The organism is Streptomyces humicola, from assembly GCF_024436035.1.
Lineage (GTDB): Bacteria > Actinomycetota > Actinomycetes > Streptomycetales > Streptomycetaceae > Streptantibioticus_B > Streptantibioticus_B humicola.
Map to the genome: position 1 here is coordinate 1 of NZ_JANFNG010000051.1, position 16,871 is coordinate 16,871.

Annotated in this window: 17 protein-coding genes and 1 riboswitch; of the genes, 9 read left to right on the plus strand and 8 right to left on the minus strand. The window is 71.2% G+C overall.

The window, feature by feature from the left end; translation table 11 throughout:
* Positions 1-389: 389 nt before the first annotated feature.
* The 3 genes from NGB36_RS32230 to NGB36_RS32240 form a co-directional block, all read right to left on the minus strand.
* The gene (locus NGB36_RS32230; RefSeq protein ID WP_255924183.1) at positions 390-1,307 is read right to left on the minus strand and encodes a 1-phosphofructokinase family hexose kinase; all 918 of its coding nucleotides are present in this window, start codon (positions 1,305-1,307) and stop codon (positions 390-392) included.
* Between the two features lie 83 nt (positions 1,308-1,390).
* Positions 1,391-2,572, minus strand: coding sequence for an N-acetylglucosamine-6-phosphate deacetylase (gene nagA, locus NGB36_RS32235; RefSeq protein ID WP_255924185.1), 1,182 nt, complete (start codon positions 2,570-2,572; stop codon positions 1,391-1,393).
* Complete coding sequence (locus NGB36_RS32240; RefSeq protein ID WP_255924187.1) at positions 2,572-3,504, minus strand: ROK family protein; 933 nt, start codon at positions 3,502-3,504, stop codon at positions 2,572-2,574. Before NGB36_RS32240 ends, nagA begins: the two co-directional genes overlap by 1 nt.
* Positions 3,505-3,796: 292 nt before the next feature.
* Here NGB36_RS32240 and NGB36_RS32245 point away from each other — a divergent pair, with 292 nt between their 5' ends.
* Genes NGB36_RS32245 through otsB form a run of 3 tightly spaced genes read left to right on the plus strand, consistent with a single transcriptional unit; the run spans position 3,797 to position 6,229 of the window.
* Positions 3,797-5,083 (plus strand): ABC transporter substrate-binding protein, encoded by a 1,287-nt coding sequence (locus NGB36_RS32245; protein WP_255924189.1) that lies wholly within the window; start codon positions 3,797-3,799, stop codon positions 5,081-5,083.
* Between the two features lie 14 nt (positions 5,084-5,097).
* Positions 5,098-5,376 (plus strand): DUF3263 domain-containing protein, encoded by a 279-nt coding sequence (locus NGB36_RS32250; protein ID WP_372509586.1) that lies wholly within the window; start codon positions 5,098-5,100, stop codon positions 5,374-5,376.
* A gap of 10 nt (positions 5,377-5,386) precedes the next feature.
* Positions 5,387-6,229 carry a trehalose-phosphatase gene (gene otsB / locus NGB36_RS32255; RefSeq protein WP_255924193.1) on the plus strand — a complete coding sequence of 281 codons (843 nt, stop codon included), beginning with the start codon at positions 5,387-5,389 and terminating at the stop codon, positions 6,227-6,229.
* Between the two features lies 1 nt (position 6,230).
* On the opposite strand, the gene NGB36_RS32260 is transcribed toward otsB, so the two are convergent.
* Both NGB36_RS32260 and NGB36_RS32265 read right to left on the minus strand, forming a co-directional pair.
* Positions 6,231-7,673, minus strand: coding sequence for an alpha,alpha-trehalose-phosphate synthase (UDP-forming) (locus tag NGB36_RS32260; protein WP_255924195.1), 1,443 nt, complete (start codon positions 7,671-7,673; stop codon positions 6,231-6,233).
* Positions 7,674-7,753: 80 nt separating this feature from the next.
* Complete coding sequence (locus NGB36_RS32265; RefSeq protein WP_255924196.1) at positions 7,754-8,764, minus strand: glucosyl-3-phosphoglycerate synthase; 1,011 nt, start codon at positions 8,762-8,764, stop codon at positions 7,754-7,756.
* A 146-nt stretch (positions 8,765-8,910) separates the two neighbouring features.
* Positions 8,911-9,050: riboswitch (SAM riboswitch) on the plus strand.
* 15 nt (positions 9,051-9,065) lie between these two features.
* Here NGB36_RS32265 and thrC point away from each other — a divergent pair.
* The 4 genes from thrC (at position 9,066) to groL (ending at position 13,408) form a co-directional block, all read left to right on the plus strand.
* Positions 9,066-10,361: a threonine synthase gene (gene thrC / locus NGB36_RS32270; RefSeq protein WP_255924197.1), complete on the plus strand. Its 1,296-nt coding sequence runs from the start codon at positions 9,066-9,068 to the stop codon at positions 10,359-10,361.
* The gene (locus tag NGB36_RS32275) at positions 10,358-10,642 is read left to right on the plus strand and encodes a MoaD/ThiS family protein (RefSeq protein WP_255924198.1); all 285 of its coding nucleotides are present in this window, start codon (positions 10,358-10,360) and stop codon (positions 10,640-10,642) included. Before thrC ends, NGB36_RS32275 begins: the two co-directional genes overlap by 4 nt.
* Positions 10,643-11,242: 600 nt before the next feature.
* Complete coding sequence (locus NGB36_RS32280) at positions 11,243-11,452, plus strand: cold-shock protein (RefSeq protein ID WP_255924199.1); 210 nt, start codon at positions 11,243-11,245, stop codon at positions 11,450-11,452.
* A 327-nt stretch (positions 11,453-11,779) separates the two neighbouring features.
* On the plus strand, positions 11,780-13,408 hold the full coding sequence (gene groL, locus NGB36_RS32285) for a chaperonin GroEL (protein ID WP_255924200.1): 1,629 nt from the start codon (positions 11,780-11,782) through the stop codon (positions 13,406-13,408).
* Positions 13,409-13,486: 78 nt separating this feature from the next.
* Here groL and murQ read toward each other — a convergent pair whose 3' ends face one another.
* Positions 13,487-14,434: an N-acetylmuramic acid 6-phosphate etherase gene (gene murQ / locus NGB36_RS32290; RefSeq protein ID WP_255924201.1), complete on the minus strand. Its 948-nt coding sequence runs from the start codon at positions 14,432-14,434 to the stop codon at positions 13,487-13,489.
* A gap of 69 nt (positions 14,435-14,503) precedes the next feature.
* Entirely contained in the window at positions 14,504-15,412 is a 909-nt protein-coding gene (locus NGB36_RS32295; RefSeq protein WP_255924202.1) for a MurR/RpiR family transcriptional regulator, read from the minus strand.
* A 61-nt stretch (positions 15,413-15,473) separates the two neighbouring features.
* Here NGB36_RS32295 and NGB36_RS32300 point away from each other — a divergent pair, with 61 nt between their 5' ends.
* Positions 15,474-15,836, plus strand: coding sequence for a DUF8819 family protein (locus tag NGB36_RS32300; protein ID WP_255924203.1), 363 nt, complete (start codon positions 15,474-15,476; stop codon positions 15,834-15,836).
* The gene (locus NGB36_RS32305; RefSeq protein WP_255924205.1) at positions 15,833-16,099 is read left to right on the plus strand and encodes a DUF4031 domain-containing protein; all 267 of its coding nucleotides are present in this window, start codon (positions 15,833-15,835) and stop codon (positions 16,097-16,099) included. Before NGB36_RS32300 ends, NGB36_RS32305 begins: the two co-directional genes overlap by 4 nt.
* Positions 16,100-16,134: 35 nt before the next feature.
* Here NGB36_RS32305 and NGB36_RS32310 read toward each other — a convergent pair whose 3' ends face one another.
* Entirely contained in the window at positions 16,135-16,800 is a 666-nt protein-coding gene (locus tag NGB36_RS32310) for an HD domain-containing protein (protein WP_372509587.1), read from the minus strand.
* Between the last annotated feature and the right edge of the window lie 71 nt (positions 16,801-16,871).

Below are 16,871 nucleotides of genomic sequence, written 5' to 3' on the forward strand. Positions count from 1 at the left end.
GCTCGAACGTCACCTCGTACGCACACTGACCGTGGAATCGTTCTCGTCGCCTGCGCACCCCCTCCCAGGCCGGCTCCGCGCCTGCCACCGGCAGCACGAGAGGGTTCCTTCTCATGCGGCCCCCGCGCACAGAGGTGTCGGCGGAAGGTGCCACCGGCCCGCAGCCGCCCGACGGCATAGGAGGGGACGCGCAGGGGTGCCCCCGCAGGCGACGAGAACAACCGCGCGGCACACAAGCAGGTCACGTGACGTTCGAGCGCCGAGGAGGCACCCCACAGCGGCACCGACCCCCCCAACAACGCCACGGCGCAACGCGACCCCAGACACGTGACCAGACCAATCACGTCGGCGGGCCGACGGCGCTGCCAAGGCGCACGTGACCAGACCGGTCACGGGAGGGTGTCGATCTGCGGGAGCAGACGCTCGTACGCGGCGCCGTCGAACTCGCCCGCCGCAGGCGCCAGTACCGTTGCCGCGGACAGGGCCGCCGCGCGGGCGAGGCGTTCCGGCCACGGGAGCCCTTCGACGAGGGCGGAGAGCAGGCCGGCCACGGCCGCGTCGCCGGCCCCCGTCGGGTTGCCCTCGAATCGTGCGGGCGGAGCCGCCCGCCACGTGCCCTCGTCGGTGACCGCGAGCAGCCCCTGCGGGCCGTTCGATGCGACGACCGCGTAGGCGCCGCGGCGCCGGGCCTCGTGCGCGGCACGCAACGGCTCGGTGAGCCCCGTGAGTCGCGCCAGCTCCTCCGCGTTGGGCTTGATCACGTCCGGGCGGGCGGCGATGCCGCGCCGCAGCGGCTCCCCGCTGGTGTCGAGCAGCACGTGAACACCGGCCGACCGCGCGGTGCGCACCAACTCCGCGTAGCTGCCCACCGGGAGCCCCGGCGGCAGGCTCCCGCACAGCGCGACCACGTGCGCGTCGATGAGCAACTCGCGGTAGGCGTCCTGGAAGTGCGCCCACTCCTGCGCGGAGACCGTCGGGCCCGGCTCGTTGAACATCGTCGCGTCGCCGGACTCGCCGTCCACGACGGCGATCGTGCGGCGCGTCTCCCCGCCGACGGGGACGAGCGCGTCGACGACGCCGGGCGCGGCGGCCGCCAGATGGGCGCGCAGCGCCTCGCCGGTGCGGCCGCCGACGAGGCCGGTGGCGACCGTGTCGTGGCCGAGCGCCGCCAGTACGCGCGCGACGTTCAGGCCCTTGCCGCCGGGCCGCTCGACGACCTCGCCCACCCGGTGCGTGGTGTGCGGCTGCAGTCGCGGCACGTGGTAGGTGATGTCGAGAGCGGCGTTGAGAGTGACCGTCAGGATCACTGGCTGACCACCTCTCGGGAGCGATTCGCGAGAGATCATGCCAAAAGATCTACGGTGGGCCCAGAGCCCGGAGGCCGCCTGCACTAATCGTCCGTCGGCCGCACCAGCCACTCGCCCTTGCGCATGACGCCCGTGAGAGAGAAGTCCTCGTCGAGCACCACCAGGTCGGCGTCCTTGCCCGGTTCCAGGGAGCCGATCCGGTCGTAGAGGCCGAGCAGCTTCGCCGGGCCCGCGGAGACCGCCTCGACGACGTGCTCGACCGGCAGCCCGTCGACCGTGATGGCGCGCCGGAACGCGACGTCCAGGGTGAGGGTGGACCCGGCGATCGAACCGCCGTCGACGAGGCGTGCGACGCCGTCCTTCACCTCGACCTGCATCGGGCCGAGCGGGTAGAGCCCGTCGTCCATCCCTGCCGCGCCCATGGCGTCGGTGATGAACGCGACACGGCCTGGACCCGCGGTCGCGAAGGCGAGCTCGAGGACGGCCGGGTGCAGGTGCGTGCCGTCGTTGATCAGCTCGACGGTGACGCGCTCGTCCTCCAGCAGCGCGGCGACCGGGCCAGGGGCGCGGTGCCCGAGCGGGGGCATCGCGTTGAACAGGTGGGTGGCCACGGTCGCACCGGCGTCGATCGCGTCGATCGTCGCCTCGTAGGCGGCGTCGGTGTGCCCGACGGCGGCGATCACCCCGGCGTCGGCGAGCAGCCGCACCGATTCCAGGCCGCCGGGGAGTTCGGGGGCGAGCGTCATCATGCGCGCGGCGCCGCGGGCCGCGTCGAGCAGCTTGCGTACGTCGGCCGGGTAAGGGTCGCGCAGCAGCGAGGGCTGGTGCGCGCCGCAGCGGTGCGGGGAGATGAACGGGCCCTCGAAGTGGATGCCCGCGAGCTCCCCCTGCTCGACGAGCTCGGAGAGGACGCCTGCCTGGCGGGCGAGGTCGTCGAGGTCGTCGGTGACGGTCGACGCGAGCATCGTGGTGGTGCCGTGGGCGCGGTGGGTGGCGGCGACCGTCAGCGCCTCCTCGGCCGACCCGGCGGAGAACGACGCGCCTCCGCCACCGTGCACGTGGATGTCGACGAAGCCCGGCACGATCCAATGGCCCGCCAGGTCGAGCGTCGCGTGCTCCTCCGGCACGTTCGAGGCGATGCGGTCGCCTTCGACCGTCAGGCGTTCCCGTGCGACGCCGGATGGGAGCACCAACCGGGCTCCGGCGAGAACCTCGCGCCGGGTCGTGACATCAGCCAACTCCGTCGGCGGGTCGGATGCGGCCATCAGGCGGTTACCTCCACGGAGAGTCGGTCCCAGGCGAGCAGCCCCGCGCCCAGGCAGCCGGCAGCGTCCCCGAGGGCCGCCGGAGAGATCAGGGGGAGCGTCTGGAAGGTGAGGCGCTTGTCGACCGCTGCCCGCAGCGGTACGAGGAGCGTGTCCCCCGCCTCGGCGAGGCCGCCGCCGAGGATCAGGACCCGCGGGTCGAGCAGGGTGATGCCGGTGACGAGGCCGTCGGCGAGGGCGTCGACGGCGGCCTGCCACACGGCGGCGGCCTTCGGGTCGCCCGCCTCCACGGCCCCCGCGCACTGCGCCGCAGTGGCCTGCGCGTCGCCGCTCGCCTCGGCCCAGGCGCGGGCCACGGCCGTCGCGGACGCCTCGGTCTCCAGGCATCCGGTCTGGCCGCAGGGGCACGGGCGGCCGCCCGGCCGCACCACGATGTGGCCGATCTCGCCGGCACAGCCATGCGCCCCGGCCTCGATCCGGCCCTCGATGCCGATCGCGGCGGCGATGCCGGTGCCGAGCGCGAGGAAGAGGAAGCGGTCCTGGCCGCGCCCGGCGCCCAGCCGTCCCTCGGCGAGCCCGCCGCAGCGCAGGTCGTGCCCGAGGGCGACGGGTACGCCGCCGAGCCGCTCGGCGAGCAGGTCGCGCATGGGCACGTCACGCCAGCCGATGTTGGACGAGTACACGGCGATGCCCTTGGCGTCGTCGACGACCCCGGGCACGGCGACGCCGGCCGCCTCGGCCGGGTTGCCGTGCTCCCGTATGCCGAGGTCGCGCAGGTCTGCGGCGAAGTCGAGGACGGAGGCGATCACGGCGTCGGGGCCGCGCTCGCGGCCGGTCGGACGGCGTGCCTCGTGCAGCAGGGCGCCGTCCGCGCCGACCAGCGCGGCCTTCATCCCGGTGCCGCCCACATCGAGGGCGATGACGTGTCTCACGGGAACAGTCTGGCGCCTTCCGCCACGACAGGTCTAGTCCACTTGCGTCGAACGGTGTGCCGACGTGGCGAAGACGGCATAGGCGCGGTGCCTTGCCGCGAAGCGGCTCGACTGAGGGTGACGTGGGCGACGGGCGGAACAATCGGTGCGATACAGACAGTGGAGTAGACCTTACGCAGGGATTGCGAGGAGACTGGGCGCCTCCGCACACCGGAGGCTCACATGGGCGGGCCCTCCGGACCAGACGGGGATGCGGGGGACATCCGGGGACAGTGAAGAAGGCGGTTGACAAGTGAATCGGCGGAGAATCCTGGGGCTCGCGGCAGGGGGCCTGGCGGCCGCACTGACGCTCACGGCATGTGGCACCGGCTCCGGAGTGGGAGGCTCCACCACCCTCACCATGATCGCGGCGGACTACGGCGACGGCCCCGCCAACACCTCCCAGAAGTACTGGGACGACATCGTCAGCCAGTTCGAGCAGAAGAACCCCGGCATCAAGGTCGACGTCAAGGTCTACAGCTGGAACGTCGTCGACAAGAAGCTCGCCGAGATGGTCAAGAGCCGCGACGCACCCGACATCGCGCAGGCCGGTGCGTACGCCGACTACGCCGCGCGGGGCGACCTCTACAGCGCCGACAACCTGCTCTCCATCCCCACCGAGGCGGACTTCATCAACTCGATGGCCACCGCGGGACAGGTCAACAGGACTCAGTACGGAATGCCGTGGGTGTCCAGCTCGCGGATGTTCTTCTACAACAAGACGCTCTTCCAGAAGGCCGGGATCGTGAACCCCGACGGCACCGCCAAGCCGCCGACCACCTGGGACGAGCTGAAGGCCGACGCCGTCAAGCTCAAGGCCGCAGGCGTGAAGGTGCCCTTCGGGCTGCCGTTCGGCCCCGAGGAGCCGGCCGCCGAGACGCTGATATGGATGCTCGGCGGCGGCGGGAACTACGTCGACGACGTCAGCTCCTACACCATCGACTCGCCGCAGAACGTCCAGACCTTCACCTGGCTCAAGAACAACCTCGTGGACACCGGGCTGACCGGCGGCAACCCCGCCGACACCAACCGGCAGACCGTGTTCAACGGCTTCAGCCAGGGCCAGGTCGGCATGCTCAACGGTCACCCGACCCTGATCGACCAGGCCAAGCAGGGCCACATCGACTACGGCATCGCCAAGATCCCCGGCCAGAACGGGCCGCTCGGCTCCACGCTCGGCGTCGCCGACTGGATGATGGCCTTCAAGAAGCGCGGTCACGCCAAGCAGATCGGCACATTCCTCGACTTCGTCTACAGCGAGCAGAACCAGCTGAAGTTCCTCGACGAGTACAACCTGCTGCCGGTGACCGTCTCGGCCTCCGACGTCATGGAAGCCGACCCGTCGCGCAAGGACCTCGCACCGTTCATCGCGGAGCTGCCGACCGCGACCTTCTACCCCGACAGCAAGACCTCATGGGGTCCGGTCAACGCCACCCTCAAGCAGGTCATCGGCAAGGCCGTCACACAGGACCCCAGCGGTGTGCTGTCGAGCCTGCAGCGGACGGCGGAGGCAGCGGACAGCGCCGCGGCCGCCAAGTAGCCACCGGGTAGGTTGTGAGTGTGGCCGAGCACAAACCCGAGCCCGAGCCCGCGCCCGAGCCCGCGCTTGAGCCGCTCTCCGACCGCGACCGCGCCGTGCTCGCGCTTGCCGCGCGCCAGTGGCCGGCCCGGGCGGCGATGGACCGTGCGATACGGGAGCAGCTGGGGATCTCGCCCACGCGCTACCACCAGCTGCTGGGCGCACTGCTCGACGACCCGCGGGCGCTCGCGCACGACCCCGTGACCGTCAACCGCCTGCGCCGCGCGCGCGACCGGCGGCGCGCCCATCGATAGGGTTCGGGACATGGGCAGCCACTCCCTTCCCACCCCCGCGACCTCCGAGGGCAAGGCCGGACTCGACGCCCTGCTCGCCGCGCCCGGCCGGGCGGTCGTCGCCCTCGACTTCGACGGGACGCTCGCTCCCATCGTCGACGACCCCGACAAGGCCCGCGCCCATCCCGGTGCGGTGCCGGCGCTCTCGCGGCTCGCACCGCGGATCCGCTCGGTCGCGGTGATCACCGGGCGTCCGGCCGCACTCGCCGTACGGTACGGAGGCTTCGCCGGCGTACCGGGCCTGGAGCACCTCGTGGTGCTCGGACACTACGGCGTCGAGCGCTGGGACGCCGCCACCGGCGAGCTGCACGCACCGGAGCCGGACCCGGGCGTCGCCGCCGTCCGCGCCGCCCTCCCCGCGCTGCTCGAACGCCTCGGCGTGGCGAACGCGCACATCGAGGAGAAGGGCGGGCGCGCCGTCGCCGTCCACACCCGCCGCACCGAGGACCCGCAGGGGGCGTTGGAGGTGCTGCGCGGCCCGCTCGCCGAACTCGCCTCACGCCACGGCCTGATCGTCGAGCCCGGACGCATGGTGCTCGAAGTGCGGCCGCCCGGCATGGACAAGGGCGTCGCGCTCGCCGACTACGTGCGCCGGACGGGCGCTGCCGCCGTGCTCTACGCCGGCGACGACCTGGGGGACCTCGCCGCCTTCGACGCCGTCGACCGGCTCCGCGCACAGGGCGTGCCCGGAGTCCTGGTGTGCAGCGGCAGCACCGAGGTGACGGGGCTCGCCGCCCGCGCCGACCTGGTCGTCGACGGCCCTGCCGGCGTCGTCGAACTGCTCGACTCCCTTGCGGAGGCGTTGAGCCGTTGAGTTAGAGCGCTTCGAGCTGGGCGAGGAACCAGCGCTGCGGAGGGAGCGCCGTAGCGGCGGCGGCGAGGCGCTTGGTGCGGACGGCGCGTTCGCCGGTGCTCATGGTGAGCGCCTCGTGGAGCGCGCGCGCCGTCTCCTCGGTGTCGTACGGGTTGACCACGATCGCGTCGCCGCCGAGTTCCGCGTACGCACCCGCCTCGCGCGAGAGCACCAGCGCGCACCCGTCGTCCGAGACGACCGGGATCTCCTTGGCGACCAGGTTCATGCCGTCCCTGATCGGGTTGACGAGGGCGACGTCCGCCAGCCGGTAGGCGGCGAGGGAGCGCGCGAAATCGTCCTTGACGTGCAGGATCAGCGGCCGCCACTCGCCGCGCCCGAACTCGGAGTTGATCTCCTCGGCGAGCCGCTGCACCTCGGCGGTGTACTCCCGGTACACCGCGAGATCGTGGCGCGAGGGGTAGGCGAATGCGACGTGGACGACGCGGCCGTGCCACTCCGGGTGCGTGCGCAGCAGCCGCCGGTAGGCGATCAGCCCGCGCACGATGTTCTTCGACAGCTCGGTGCGGTCCACGCGCACGATCACCTTGCGGCCGTCGCCGATCTGTTCGCGAAGGTCCGCGAGGCGCTCGTCCACGTCCGGGCGGTGCGAGCGCTCGCGCAGGAACTCGCCGTCGGCGCCGAGGCCGTGCACCCCGATGCGGGTGGACCTGCCCTCGTGCGTGACGGTCAACTCCTCACCCTCATGGGTGACTTCGGCGCCGAGGAGCTCGGCGCAGCAGTCGGCGAAGGCGCGCGCCCAGCGGTGCGTCAGGAACGCGGCACGGTCCGCACCGAGGATGCCGCGGAGGACCTCGGCGGCGACGTCGTCGGGAAGCAGCCGGTAGTAGTCCGGCGGGGCCCACGGGGTGTGCGAGAAGTGGCCGATCCGCAGATCGGGACGGCGTTCGCGCAGCAGCCGGGGTGTCAGTGTCAGGTGGTAGTCCTGGACGAGGACGGCCGCGCCCTGCGCCGCCTCCTCGGCGAGGGCGTCGGCGAAGGCGGAGTTGTAGGCCTCGTATGCCGCCCACTGGGAGCGGAACCCCTCGTCGAAGACGGGCTCCAACGGCGTCTGGTAGAGGAGGTGGTGCACGAACCACAGCGTCGAGTTGGCGATGCCGTTGTATGCGTCCGCGAAGGTGGCCGCGTCGATGTCGAGCATGCGCACCTGCTGCCCGCCGGTGTCCTCGGGGGCGAGCCGGGTGTGCCCGTGGGCCGCCTCGCGGTCCACGTCCGACAGCGCCGCGCACACCCAGACGGCGCCCGCGTCGGGACCGATGGCGCTCAGCCCGGAGACGAGCCCCCCGCCGCCCCGCTTCGCCGTGAGCGTCCCGTCCTCGGAGCGGGTGTACGACACGGGGCCTCGGTTCGACGCGACCAGGACCTGGGCAGGGGCGGTTGTGGCCATGTGGCCAGGGTAGCGGCCCCCATCGGCGTGATCGTCCGGTTGCGTGATCTTGGCACTGCCCGCACGCGCACCCGGCACCGTTACGACACCAGCCCGCGGCGCGGTTGCGCCGCGTGCCCCAGTCCGTGGCGCGGCTCCGCCGTGTACTCCGGGATCGTGATCATCGGCGGGCGCTCCTCGGCCGCCACGTCGTGGACGCGTGGCTCGAAACCGCCCTCCGTCCCGCGGTCGAACTGCGTGAGCACCGGCCGTACCAGGTGCGCCCTGGCCAGCCGCACCTGGGCGGTGCGGTAGATCGTCGCGGCCATCCGCCCGAGCGCTTGACCATCCTGGTGGCGGTGGTGGCGCACCCCCACGTCCACCTGCGCGAGCGCGTCGAGCCCCACCGTGTTCAGCGCGTCTACGAGCATGCCGAGCTCCACCCCGTACCCGACCGGGAACGGCAGCCGTTCCAGCAGCGAGCGTCGGCCCGCGTACTCCCCGCCGAGCGGCTGTACGAACCCCGCCAGCTGCGGCCAGTGCAGATTCAGCAGCGGCCGCGCGACGAGCTCGGTGACCCGCCCGCCGCCCGCCGGGACAACCGCCCCGCCGGTCTCCAGCGGCCGGTCGTACATCGCCTTCACCAGGGCGATGCCGGGATCGGTCAGCAGCGGGCCGACCGTGCCGTATACGAAGCTGGCATCGAAGTCGCGCAGGTCGGCGTCGACGAAGCAGACGATCTCACCGCTGGTGACCAGCAGTGACCGCCACAGCACCTCGCCCTTGCCCGGCAGGGCGGGGATGCGCGGGAGTACGGCGTCGCGGTGCACCACGTGCGCGCCGGCACATGCCGCGACCTCACCGGTGCGGTCGGTCGAGCCGGAGTCGAGCACCACCAGCTCGTCGACGAGCGGCACCGCCTCGCTCATCAGCTCGCGCCGGATCTCCTCGACGATCGCGCCGACCGTGGCCTCCTCGTTCAGCGCCGGGAGCACTACGCTGACGGTGCCCGCAGGCCCCGCCGCACGTTTTGCGGCAAGCAGCAGGTCGAGCGATCGGTCGGCGGCGGAGAAGGACCGTCGCTCAAGCCAGCGCTCCACCTCGTCAAGCACGTGCGCGTCTCCCCTTGTCTCGCGGTTCGGACGACTACGTCAAGTGTCCGGGGCTTCGGTTACAGTCTTGAACAACGCGCGTGACCACCGCATGCCAGGGGGTCCGCTGCGTGTAACAAATTCCTGGGTGCGAGCCCAGGCCATAGAGCTCATCCAGAGGGACTGAGGGAACGGCCCGTTGACGTCCCGGCAACCCTTCTACCGGCCACGATCTTTCCGACGAGGCCACGGTGGGGAAGGTGCCAATTCCGTCCTGCGGCGAAACGCGCCGTGGGGAAGATGAGGAGAGAGGCCTCGCCACATGGCTGTTGAAACCGTCGCATCCGCCACCACCACGTCCCCCGATTTCGGGCCCGCCGTCGCCCTCTCCTGCCGTGAGTGCGGTGAGCGCGTGCCGCTCGGCCCGGTCTTCGCGTGCGCGGTGTGTTTCGGGCCGCTGGAGGTGGCGTACGAGTTTTCCAGTGGTGCCGCCGAGGACGCAGAGGGTCTGCGCAAGCGGATCGAGGCCGGACCCCACAACATCTGGCGTTATGCGCCGCTGCTGCCCGTCCCCGCCGACGTGGCGAGCAAGCCGAATCTGAACCCCGGCTTCACCAAGCTGGTCAAGGCCGACCGGCTCGCCCGCGAGCTCGGCATCACCGGCGGCCTTCACGTCAAGGACGACTCCGGCAACCCGACGCACTCCTTCAAGGACCGCGTCGTCGCGATCGCCGTCGAGGCCGCCCGCAACTTCGGCCTGACCACGCTCTCCTGCTCCTCCACGGGCAACCTGGCGGGCGCGGTCGGCGCTGCCGCGGTACGGGCGGGCTTCCGCTCGTGCGTCTTCATCCCGCACGACCTGGAGGACGGGAAGGTCGTCATGGCCGCGGTCTACGGCCAGGACGTGGTCGGGATCGAGGGCAACTACGACGACGTGAACCGGTTCTGCAGCGAGCTGATCGGCGACCCGATCGGCGAGGGCTGGGGCTTCACCAACGTCAACCTGCGCCCGTACTACGGCGAGGGCTCCAAGACGCTCGCGTACGAGATCTGCGAGCAACTCGGCTGGCGCCTCCCGGACAACATCATCATCCCGATCGCCTCTGGCTCCCAGCTCACCAAGATCGACAAGGGGCTGCAGGAGCTGATCAAGCTCGGTCTGGTGGAGGAGAAGCCGTACAAGATCTACGGTGCGCAGGCGGAGGGCTGCTCGCCGGTCTCCACCGCCTTCAAGGCCGGCCACGACGTCGTACGCCCGCAGAAGCCGAACACCATCGCCAAGTCACTGGCGATCGGCAACCCGGCTGACGGCCCGTACGTGCTCGATATCGCACGCCGCACCGGCGGCGCGGTCGAGGACGTCAACGATGACCAGGTGGTCGACGCCATCAAGCTGCTCGCGCGCACCGAGGGCATCTTCGCCGAGACGGCGGGCGGAGTGACCATCGGCGTGCTGAAGAAGCTCGTCGAGACCGGGCAGCTCGACCCCGCCGCCGAGACCGTCGCCATCAACACCGGTGACGGCCTGAAGACCCTGGACGCGGTCGCGCCGACGACGCGCCCGTCCGCGATCATCCGTCCCACCCTTGACTCGTTCCGAGAGGCAGGTCTCGCATGAGCGTCTCCGTCCGCATCCCGACCATCCTTCGCACCTATACCGGCGGACAGGCCGAGGTTCCGGCCGAGGGCGGCACGCTCTCCGAGGTGATCGAGTCGCTGGAGAAGAACCACCCGGGCATCGCGGCCCGCGTGCTCGACGACACGGGCAAGCTGCGCCGCTTCGTGAACGTCTACGTCAACGACGACGACGTGCGCTTCTTCGAGGGCCTGCAGACCCCGACGCCGGACGGCGCGGGCGTGTCGATCATCCCGGCCGTTGCAGGAGGGGCCGGGGCGTAGCCCCGTCCTGCCGGGGTGGCGGCCGGGCGACGGGTGGGCGTCTGAGCGACATCTCGGCGCAACACCTCAGCGAGTTCACGCCATTTCCCAATGCCCCGTTTGCCATTGCGGCGGACGGGGCATTGGCATGCCTCCAGGCGCGGTAGAGTGACACTCGCATTGGTGGTCCATGTTTCAGTCGCGCTGCTCTGGACCACCGGAAGACCGCTCAAACCCCTCATCCGGTCATTTCTGGTCACGCCGCACCATCTTGGGTCACCCCCTCGGTGCGGGGCCTGCCGTGTCCCGGTCGCGGTGGATGTGCCGAGGGCGCGTGAAGAACACGACAAGTTGTGCTCAAAATTTGGGCGTTATTTGTCGTGTTGGTCCGCTATGCCCGGCCCGGGATGACCTGAATTCTGAGTGTTTACCCGGTAATTACCGATCGGCCGTGCCAAGAATTCTCGTCCGATTGACCTGTTGCACAGGGCGTCCGTGCAGATACATTCAGCCGCGGTCGACGCGTTCCGGCGCACGCCCCCTGACCGGGGGGTGAAAGTCATGACCCGGGTCCGCGGAGTGCGGGTCCGTGCAACAGGGCCAGTAATAGGGGAGTTAGGGATGGCTCAGGGCACCGTCAAGTGGTTCAACGCGGAGAAGGGATACGGCTTCATCGCGGTCGACGGTGGTGCGGACGTCTTCGTGCACTACAGCGCGATCCAGATGGACGGCTACCGCACCCTCGAGGAAGGCCAGCGGGTCGAGTTCGAGATCTCGCAGGGCCAGAAGGGGCCCCAGGCCGACATGGTCCGGATCGCAGCGGCCGGCTGACCTCCGACGCACCACGCCACGAGACCTCTTCCGAGGGGCCCGCACCCGGCACGGGGTGCGGGCCCCTCGCGCGTATCCGGTCGGTCGGACGCGCTTGCTCCCGCCCGTCGCCCACCACCACCCTCAGCGGACGCCCTTCGGACGCTTGCACTCGAAGGGTGAGAGTGCTAATCATTGGCGTTAGCACTCTGACGTTGAGAGTGACAGAAGGACCGGGTCGGTGAGGCCCGTCCGACCGCCGGGAAGGAACCGGCGGCCGGCAGGCCGTCCGTCGCGGGCGCCAGCGCGGTCCGGAGCTAGCCACCCCGTCCGGGAGGACCACTTCACATGGCCAAGATCATCGCGTTCGACGAGGAGGCGCGGCGCGGCCTCGAGCGCGGGATGAACCAGCTCGCCGACGCCGTCAAGGTGACCCTCGGCCCGAAGGGCCGCAACGTCGTCCTCGAGAAGAAGTGGGGCGCCCCCACGATCACCAACGATGGTGTTTCCATCGCCAAGGAGATCGAGCTCGAGGACCCGTACGAGAAGATCGGCGCCGAGCTGGTCAAGGAGGTCGCCAAGAAGACGGACGACGTCGCCGGTGACGGTACGACGACCGCGACCGTCCTCGCCCAGGCGCTGGTCCGTGAGGGCCTGCGCAACGTCGCCGCCGGTGCCAACCCGATGGCCCTCAAGCGCGGCATCGAGCGTGCCGTCGAGGCCGTCTCCGCTGCCCTGCTGGAGCAGGCCAAGGACGTGGAGACCAAGGAGCAGATCGCTTCGACGGCCTCCATCTCCGCCGCCGACACCCAGATCGGTGAGCTCATCGCCGAGGCGATGGACAAGGTCGGCAAGGAAGGCGTCATCACCGTCGAGGAGTCGCAGACCTTCGGCCTGGAGCTCGAGCTCACCGAGGGCATGCGCTTCGACAAGGGCTACATCTCCGCGTACTTCGCGACCGACATGGAGCGTATGGAGGCCGTCCTCGACGACCCGTACATCCTGATCGTCAACTCCAAGGTCTCTGCGGTGAAGGACCTGCTCCCGCTGTTGGAGAAGGTCATGCAGTCCGGCAAGCCGCTGCTGATCATCGCCGAGGACGTCGAGGGCGAGGCCCTGTCCACCCTCGTCGTCAACAAGATCCGTGGCACCTTCAAGTCCGTTGCCGTCAAGGCCCCGGGCTTCGGCGACCGCCGCAAGGCCATGCTCGGTGACATCGCCATCCTCACCGGTGGCACTGTCATCTCCGAGGAGGTCGGCCTCAAGCTGGAGAACGCCGGCCTGGACCTGCTCGGCCGCGCCCGCAAGGTCGTCATCACCAAGGACGAGACCACGATCGTCGACGGTGCCGGCGACAGCGACCAGGTCGCGGGCCGGGTCAACCAGATCCGCGCCGAGATCGAGCAGTCGGACTCCGACTACGACCGCGAGAAGCTCCAGGAGCGCCTCGCCAAGCTGGCCGGCGGCGTCGCCGTCATCAAGGCCGGCGCGGCCACCGAGGTCGAGCTGAAGGAGCGCAAGCACCGCATCGAGGACGCGGTGCGCAACGCCAAGGCCGCTGTCGAGGAGGGCATCGTCGCCGGTGGTGGCGTCGCTCTCATCCAGGCGAGCCAGGTCTTCGAGAAGCTGGAGCTCGACGGCGACGAGGCCACCGGTGCCCAGGCCGTCCGCCTGGCTCTGGAGGCCCCGCTCAAGCAGATCGCCGTCAACGCCGGTCTCGAGGGCGGCGTCGTGGTGGAGAAGGTGCGCAACCTGACCCCGGGCCACGGCCTGAACGCCGCGACCGGCGATTACGTCGACCTGATCGCCGAGGGCATCATCGACCCGGCCAAGGTGACGCGCTCGGCGCTGCAGAACGCCGCCTCCATCGCGGCGCTCTTCCTCACCACCGAGGCCGTCATCGCCGACAAGCCGGAGAAGGCCGCCGCGGGCGCCGACGCCGCCGCTGCCGGCATGGGCGGTGGCATGGACTTCTGATCCCCCGCGGATCGGGTCCAGCCAAGCCGTACGGACCGAGGGCGGCACCCCTGCAAGGGGGTGCCGCCCTCGGTCGTTTCACCGACCGGCTTGGGCGGTGCGCAGCGCCGCGCGCAGATGGCCGCCGGAGGCACGCAGCAGCGCCTGAGCGGTCGGGCCGTCGACGTCGCCGAGGAGAGTGAGGATCGCGTTCTTCACCTCACCGTCGGTTTCCGCGAGCGCTGCCTCGATCGCGTCGTCCGGCGCGCCGGTGGCGAGCGCGACGATGCGGCGCGAGCGGGCGCGCAACTTCTCGTTGGAGGCGCGCACGTCGACCATGAGGTTTCCGTAGGTCTTGCCGAGACGGATCATCGTGATCGTCGAGACCATGTTGAGCACCAGCTTCTGTGCGGTGCCGGCCTTCAGGCGGGTCGAGCCGGTGAGCAGCTCCGGGCCGACGACGATCTCGATGCCGTGGTCGGCGGCCGCGGCGAGCGCCGAGCCCGCGTTGCAGGCCAGGCCGACGGTGAGCGCGCCGCGGTGACGGGCGTGCTCGACGGCGCCGACGGCATAAGGGGTGCGCCCGGAGGCGGAGACGCCGACCACCGTGTCGTCAACGGTAATCCCGAGGGCGTCCAGGTCCTGCGCCGCCAACTCCTTGCTGTCCTCGGCGCCTTCGACGGCGTCCGTCGTCGCCTGCGGGCCGCCGGCGATCAGGCCGATCACCTCTCCGGGCGCGGTGGCGAAGGTGGGCGGGCATTCGCTGGCGTCGAGGACGCCGAGCCGTCCCGCGGTGCCGGCGCCCGCGTAGACGAGGCGCCCGCCGCGCGCCATGCGCTGTGCGGTGGCGTCGATGGCCGCGGCGATCGAGGGCAGCTGGGCGGCGACGGCGGCGGGCACGGTGGCGTCCTCGCCGTTCATGATGCGGGCGATGTCGAGGGTGGGGAGCTGGTCGATGTCGGCGAGTTCGGGGCGGAACGCCTCGGTGGTGAGCGTTTCGAGCTCGCGGCGCAGCTGTCCGTAAGGGGCGTCGTGGGAGGAGGACATGAGGCCGTGGTTCCTCACTGCTTGCGCGGTGCGCGGTGCGCGGTGCGCGGTGCGTGGCGTGCGGGGCGGTCAGCGTGATCGGTGGCGGTGGGCGAGTGCCTCGTAGGAGGCGGACAGGGCGGGCGCGGCGTGGTCGTAGGTGCGCTGCGCGACGCCTATGAACAGGCAGTCGACGACGAGGAGTTGGCCGGTCCTGCTGGACATGGCGGCCGGGCGCAGCTCGCTCTCGCGTGCGGTCGATGTGGTGAGGACGTGGTCGGCGTACTGGGCGACGGCAGCGTCTGTGCGGGCGGTGATGGCGAGTGTGGTCGCGCCGTGGTCGAAGGCCACGCGCAGCGGCTCGATGACGTCGGTGGTGGATCCGGAGTGGCTGATGGCGACCGCCACGTCACCGGCGCGCAACTGTACGGCGGTGGTGACGGCCAGGTGCGGGTCGCTGTGCGCGTGCGCGACCAGGCCGATGCGCAGCAGCTTCTGCACCAGGTCCTGGGCGACGAGGGCGGAGGCGCCGACGCCGTAGACGTCGGTGCGGCGCGCGGTGGCGAGTACGGTGACGGCGGCGTCGAGCTGTCCGATGTCGAGGCCGTCCGCGGTGTCGGCGAGCGTCTGCTGCTCGTCGTGGGCGAGCTTGGCGACGACGTCGGCGAGCGGGTCGTCGACGGCGATGTCGGCGGTGACGGCGGCGGGCGCTCCGGCCGCCTGCTGGGCGGCGAACGCGGCGAGCGCGAGGCGCAGATCGCGGTAGCCGGGGTAGCCGAGGAGGCGGGCGGTGCGGACGACGGTGGCCTCGCTGGTGCCGGTGCGCTGTGCGAGCGCAGTGACGGTCAGCTGGGCGCATCCGGCGGGGTCGCCGGCGACGGTCTCGGCGACGCGCTGCATGGAGCGGGTCATGGTGGGCAGAAGCGTGCGGACCTTGGCGGCAAGCCCGGAACCGCCTCCGGCGTGAGGCGGGAAAATTCCCTTCAGAGCGTGTGCCACGTTATGGAAGTTATTTTCGGCGACCGTGGGTCGTCAAGCGGTCGGGAGGAGAATGGGCAGCATGGACCTGGAGCCTGCGCTGCATGCCGCCCGCGCACGCGTTCTCGCCGATCTGGCGGCCTGCGCCGTGGACGACGCAGCCGTCGTCTCGCTCGTCGAGGACGCCGTCGTCCACCGCAGGTGGTGGGTGGAGCAGTGGCCCGAGGGGGCGGACTTCGTCGCCGGGCTGATCGCCCAGGATGTGCAGGACGCGCTGCTGGAACATCACGGCCGTTGGCCGCCGTGCCCGGTCTGCACGGTGGAGGGCGACCCGCACGCCCTCGACGTCGAGCCGGAGCTCGGCCCGGATCCGCACTGGGTGTGCGGCAAGCAGGGCGTGGTCGTCGCGTCGGTGGGCGCGCTCGGCGGGGCGGTGCAGCCGTGACCGTCTACATCGATCCGCCGGTCTGGCCGGGGCACGGACGGCTGTGGTCGCACTTGGTCAGCGATGTCTCGTACGAGGAACTGCACGGGTTCGCGGCGGGGCTCGGCGTGCCGTTGCGCGCTTTCGAGCGCGATCACTACGACGTGCCCGCGGAGCGGTATGCGGATGCGGTGCGGCTGGGCGCGGTGGAGGTCAGCAGCCGCCAGATCGTGGAGCTCCTGAGGCGGGCGGGGTTGCGGCGGCGCAAGAACCGGACGCGATAACGCCAGGCACTCGGCGCACGGGGACGCTCAGGGCACTAGGAACCGAGCAGGTCGAGCTCGGTGGCGAGATTGCGGCGCGCCCTCCGCTCCCAGTGCTGCTCGCCATAGGGGGTGCGGAAGAGCCGTTCCGGGGCGAGGAGTTGCCGCAGGATCTCGGCGCGGCCTGCGCGGAAGGCGTCGTCGGGCACGAACGCATACTCCTCGCGCACGGCGGCCGCGTACTCGGCGTACTCCTGTGGCGAGCCGGCGAGCACGGCGAGATCCGCGTCGCACAGCACCTCGCCGTTGCGGTCGCCGGGCGCCGGGTCGTGGTCGGTGGTGAGCCGCACCAGCCGTGCGACCTCGGCGACGAGCTCCGCCTCCACCCCGGCCTCGGTGAGCGCGCGCTCGGCGAGTGAGGCGCTGCGCTCCTCGTTCTCCGAGCGGTCCGGGCGGTAGACGGCGTCGTGGAACCACACGGCGAGCAGCACGGCGTCGGGGTTGTCGGCGTAGGCGGCGAGTCCCTCGGCGCGGTCGAGGACGGCCAGCAGGTGATCGGTGGTGTGGTAGCGGCGGTGCTGTTCGGCCCAGCGGCGCAGCAGGTTCTCGCCGTAGGGGACGGGATCGGGGCCGCCGGACGGCTGGTTGCGGCGCAACAGCTCCGTCCAGCGGACGAGCAGGGCGTCGTGGGCGGCGTGGCGGGGGGCGGTCGTCGCGGGCATGGTCGCCATTGTGCGACACGGCAGTGTGCGACTCGGCCTGACAGCGGCCGCGCCGGTGTGGCAGGCTGGGG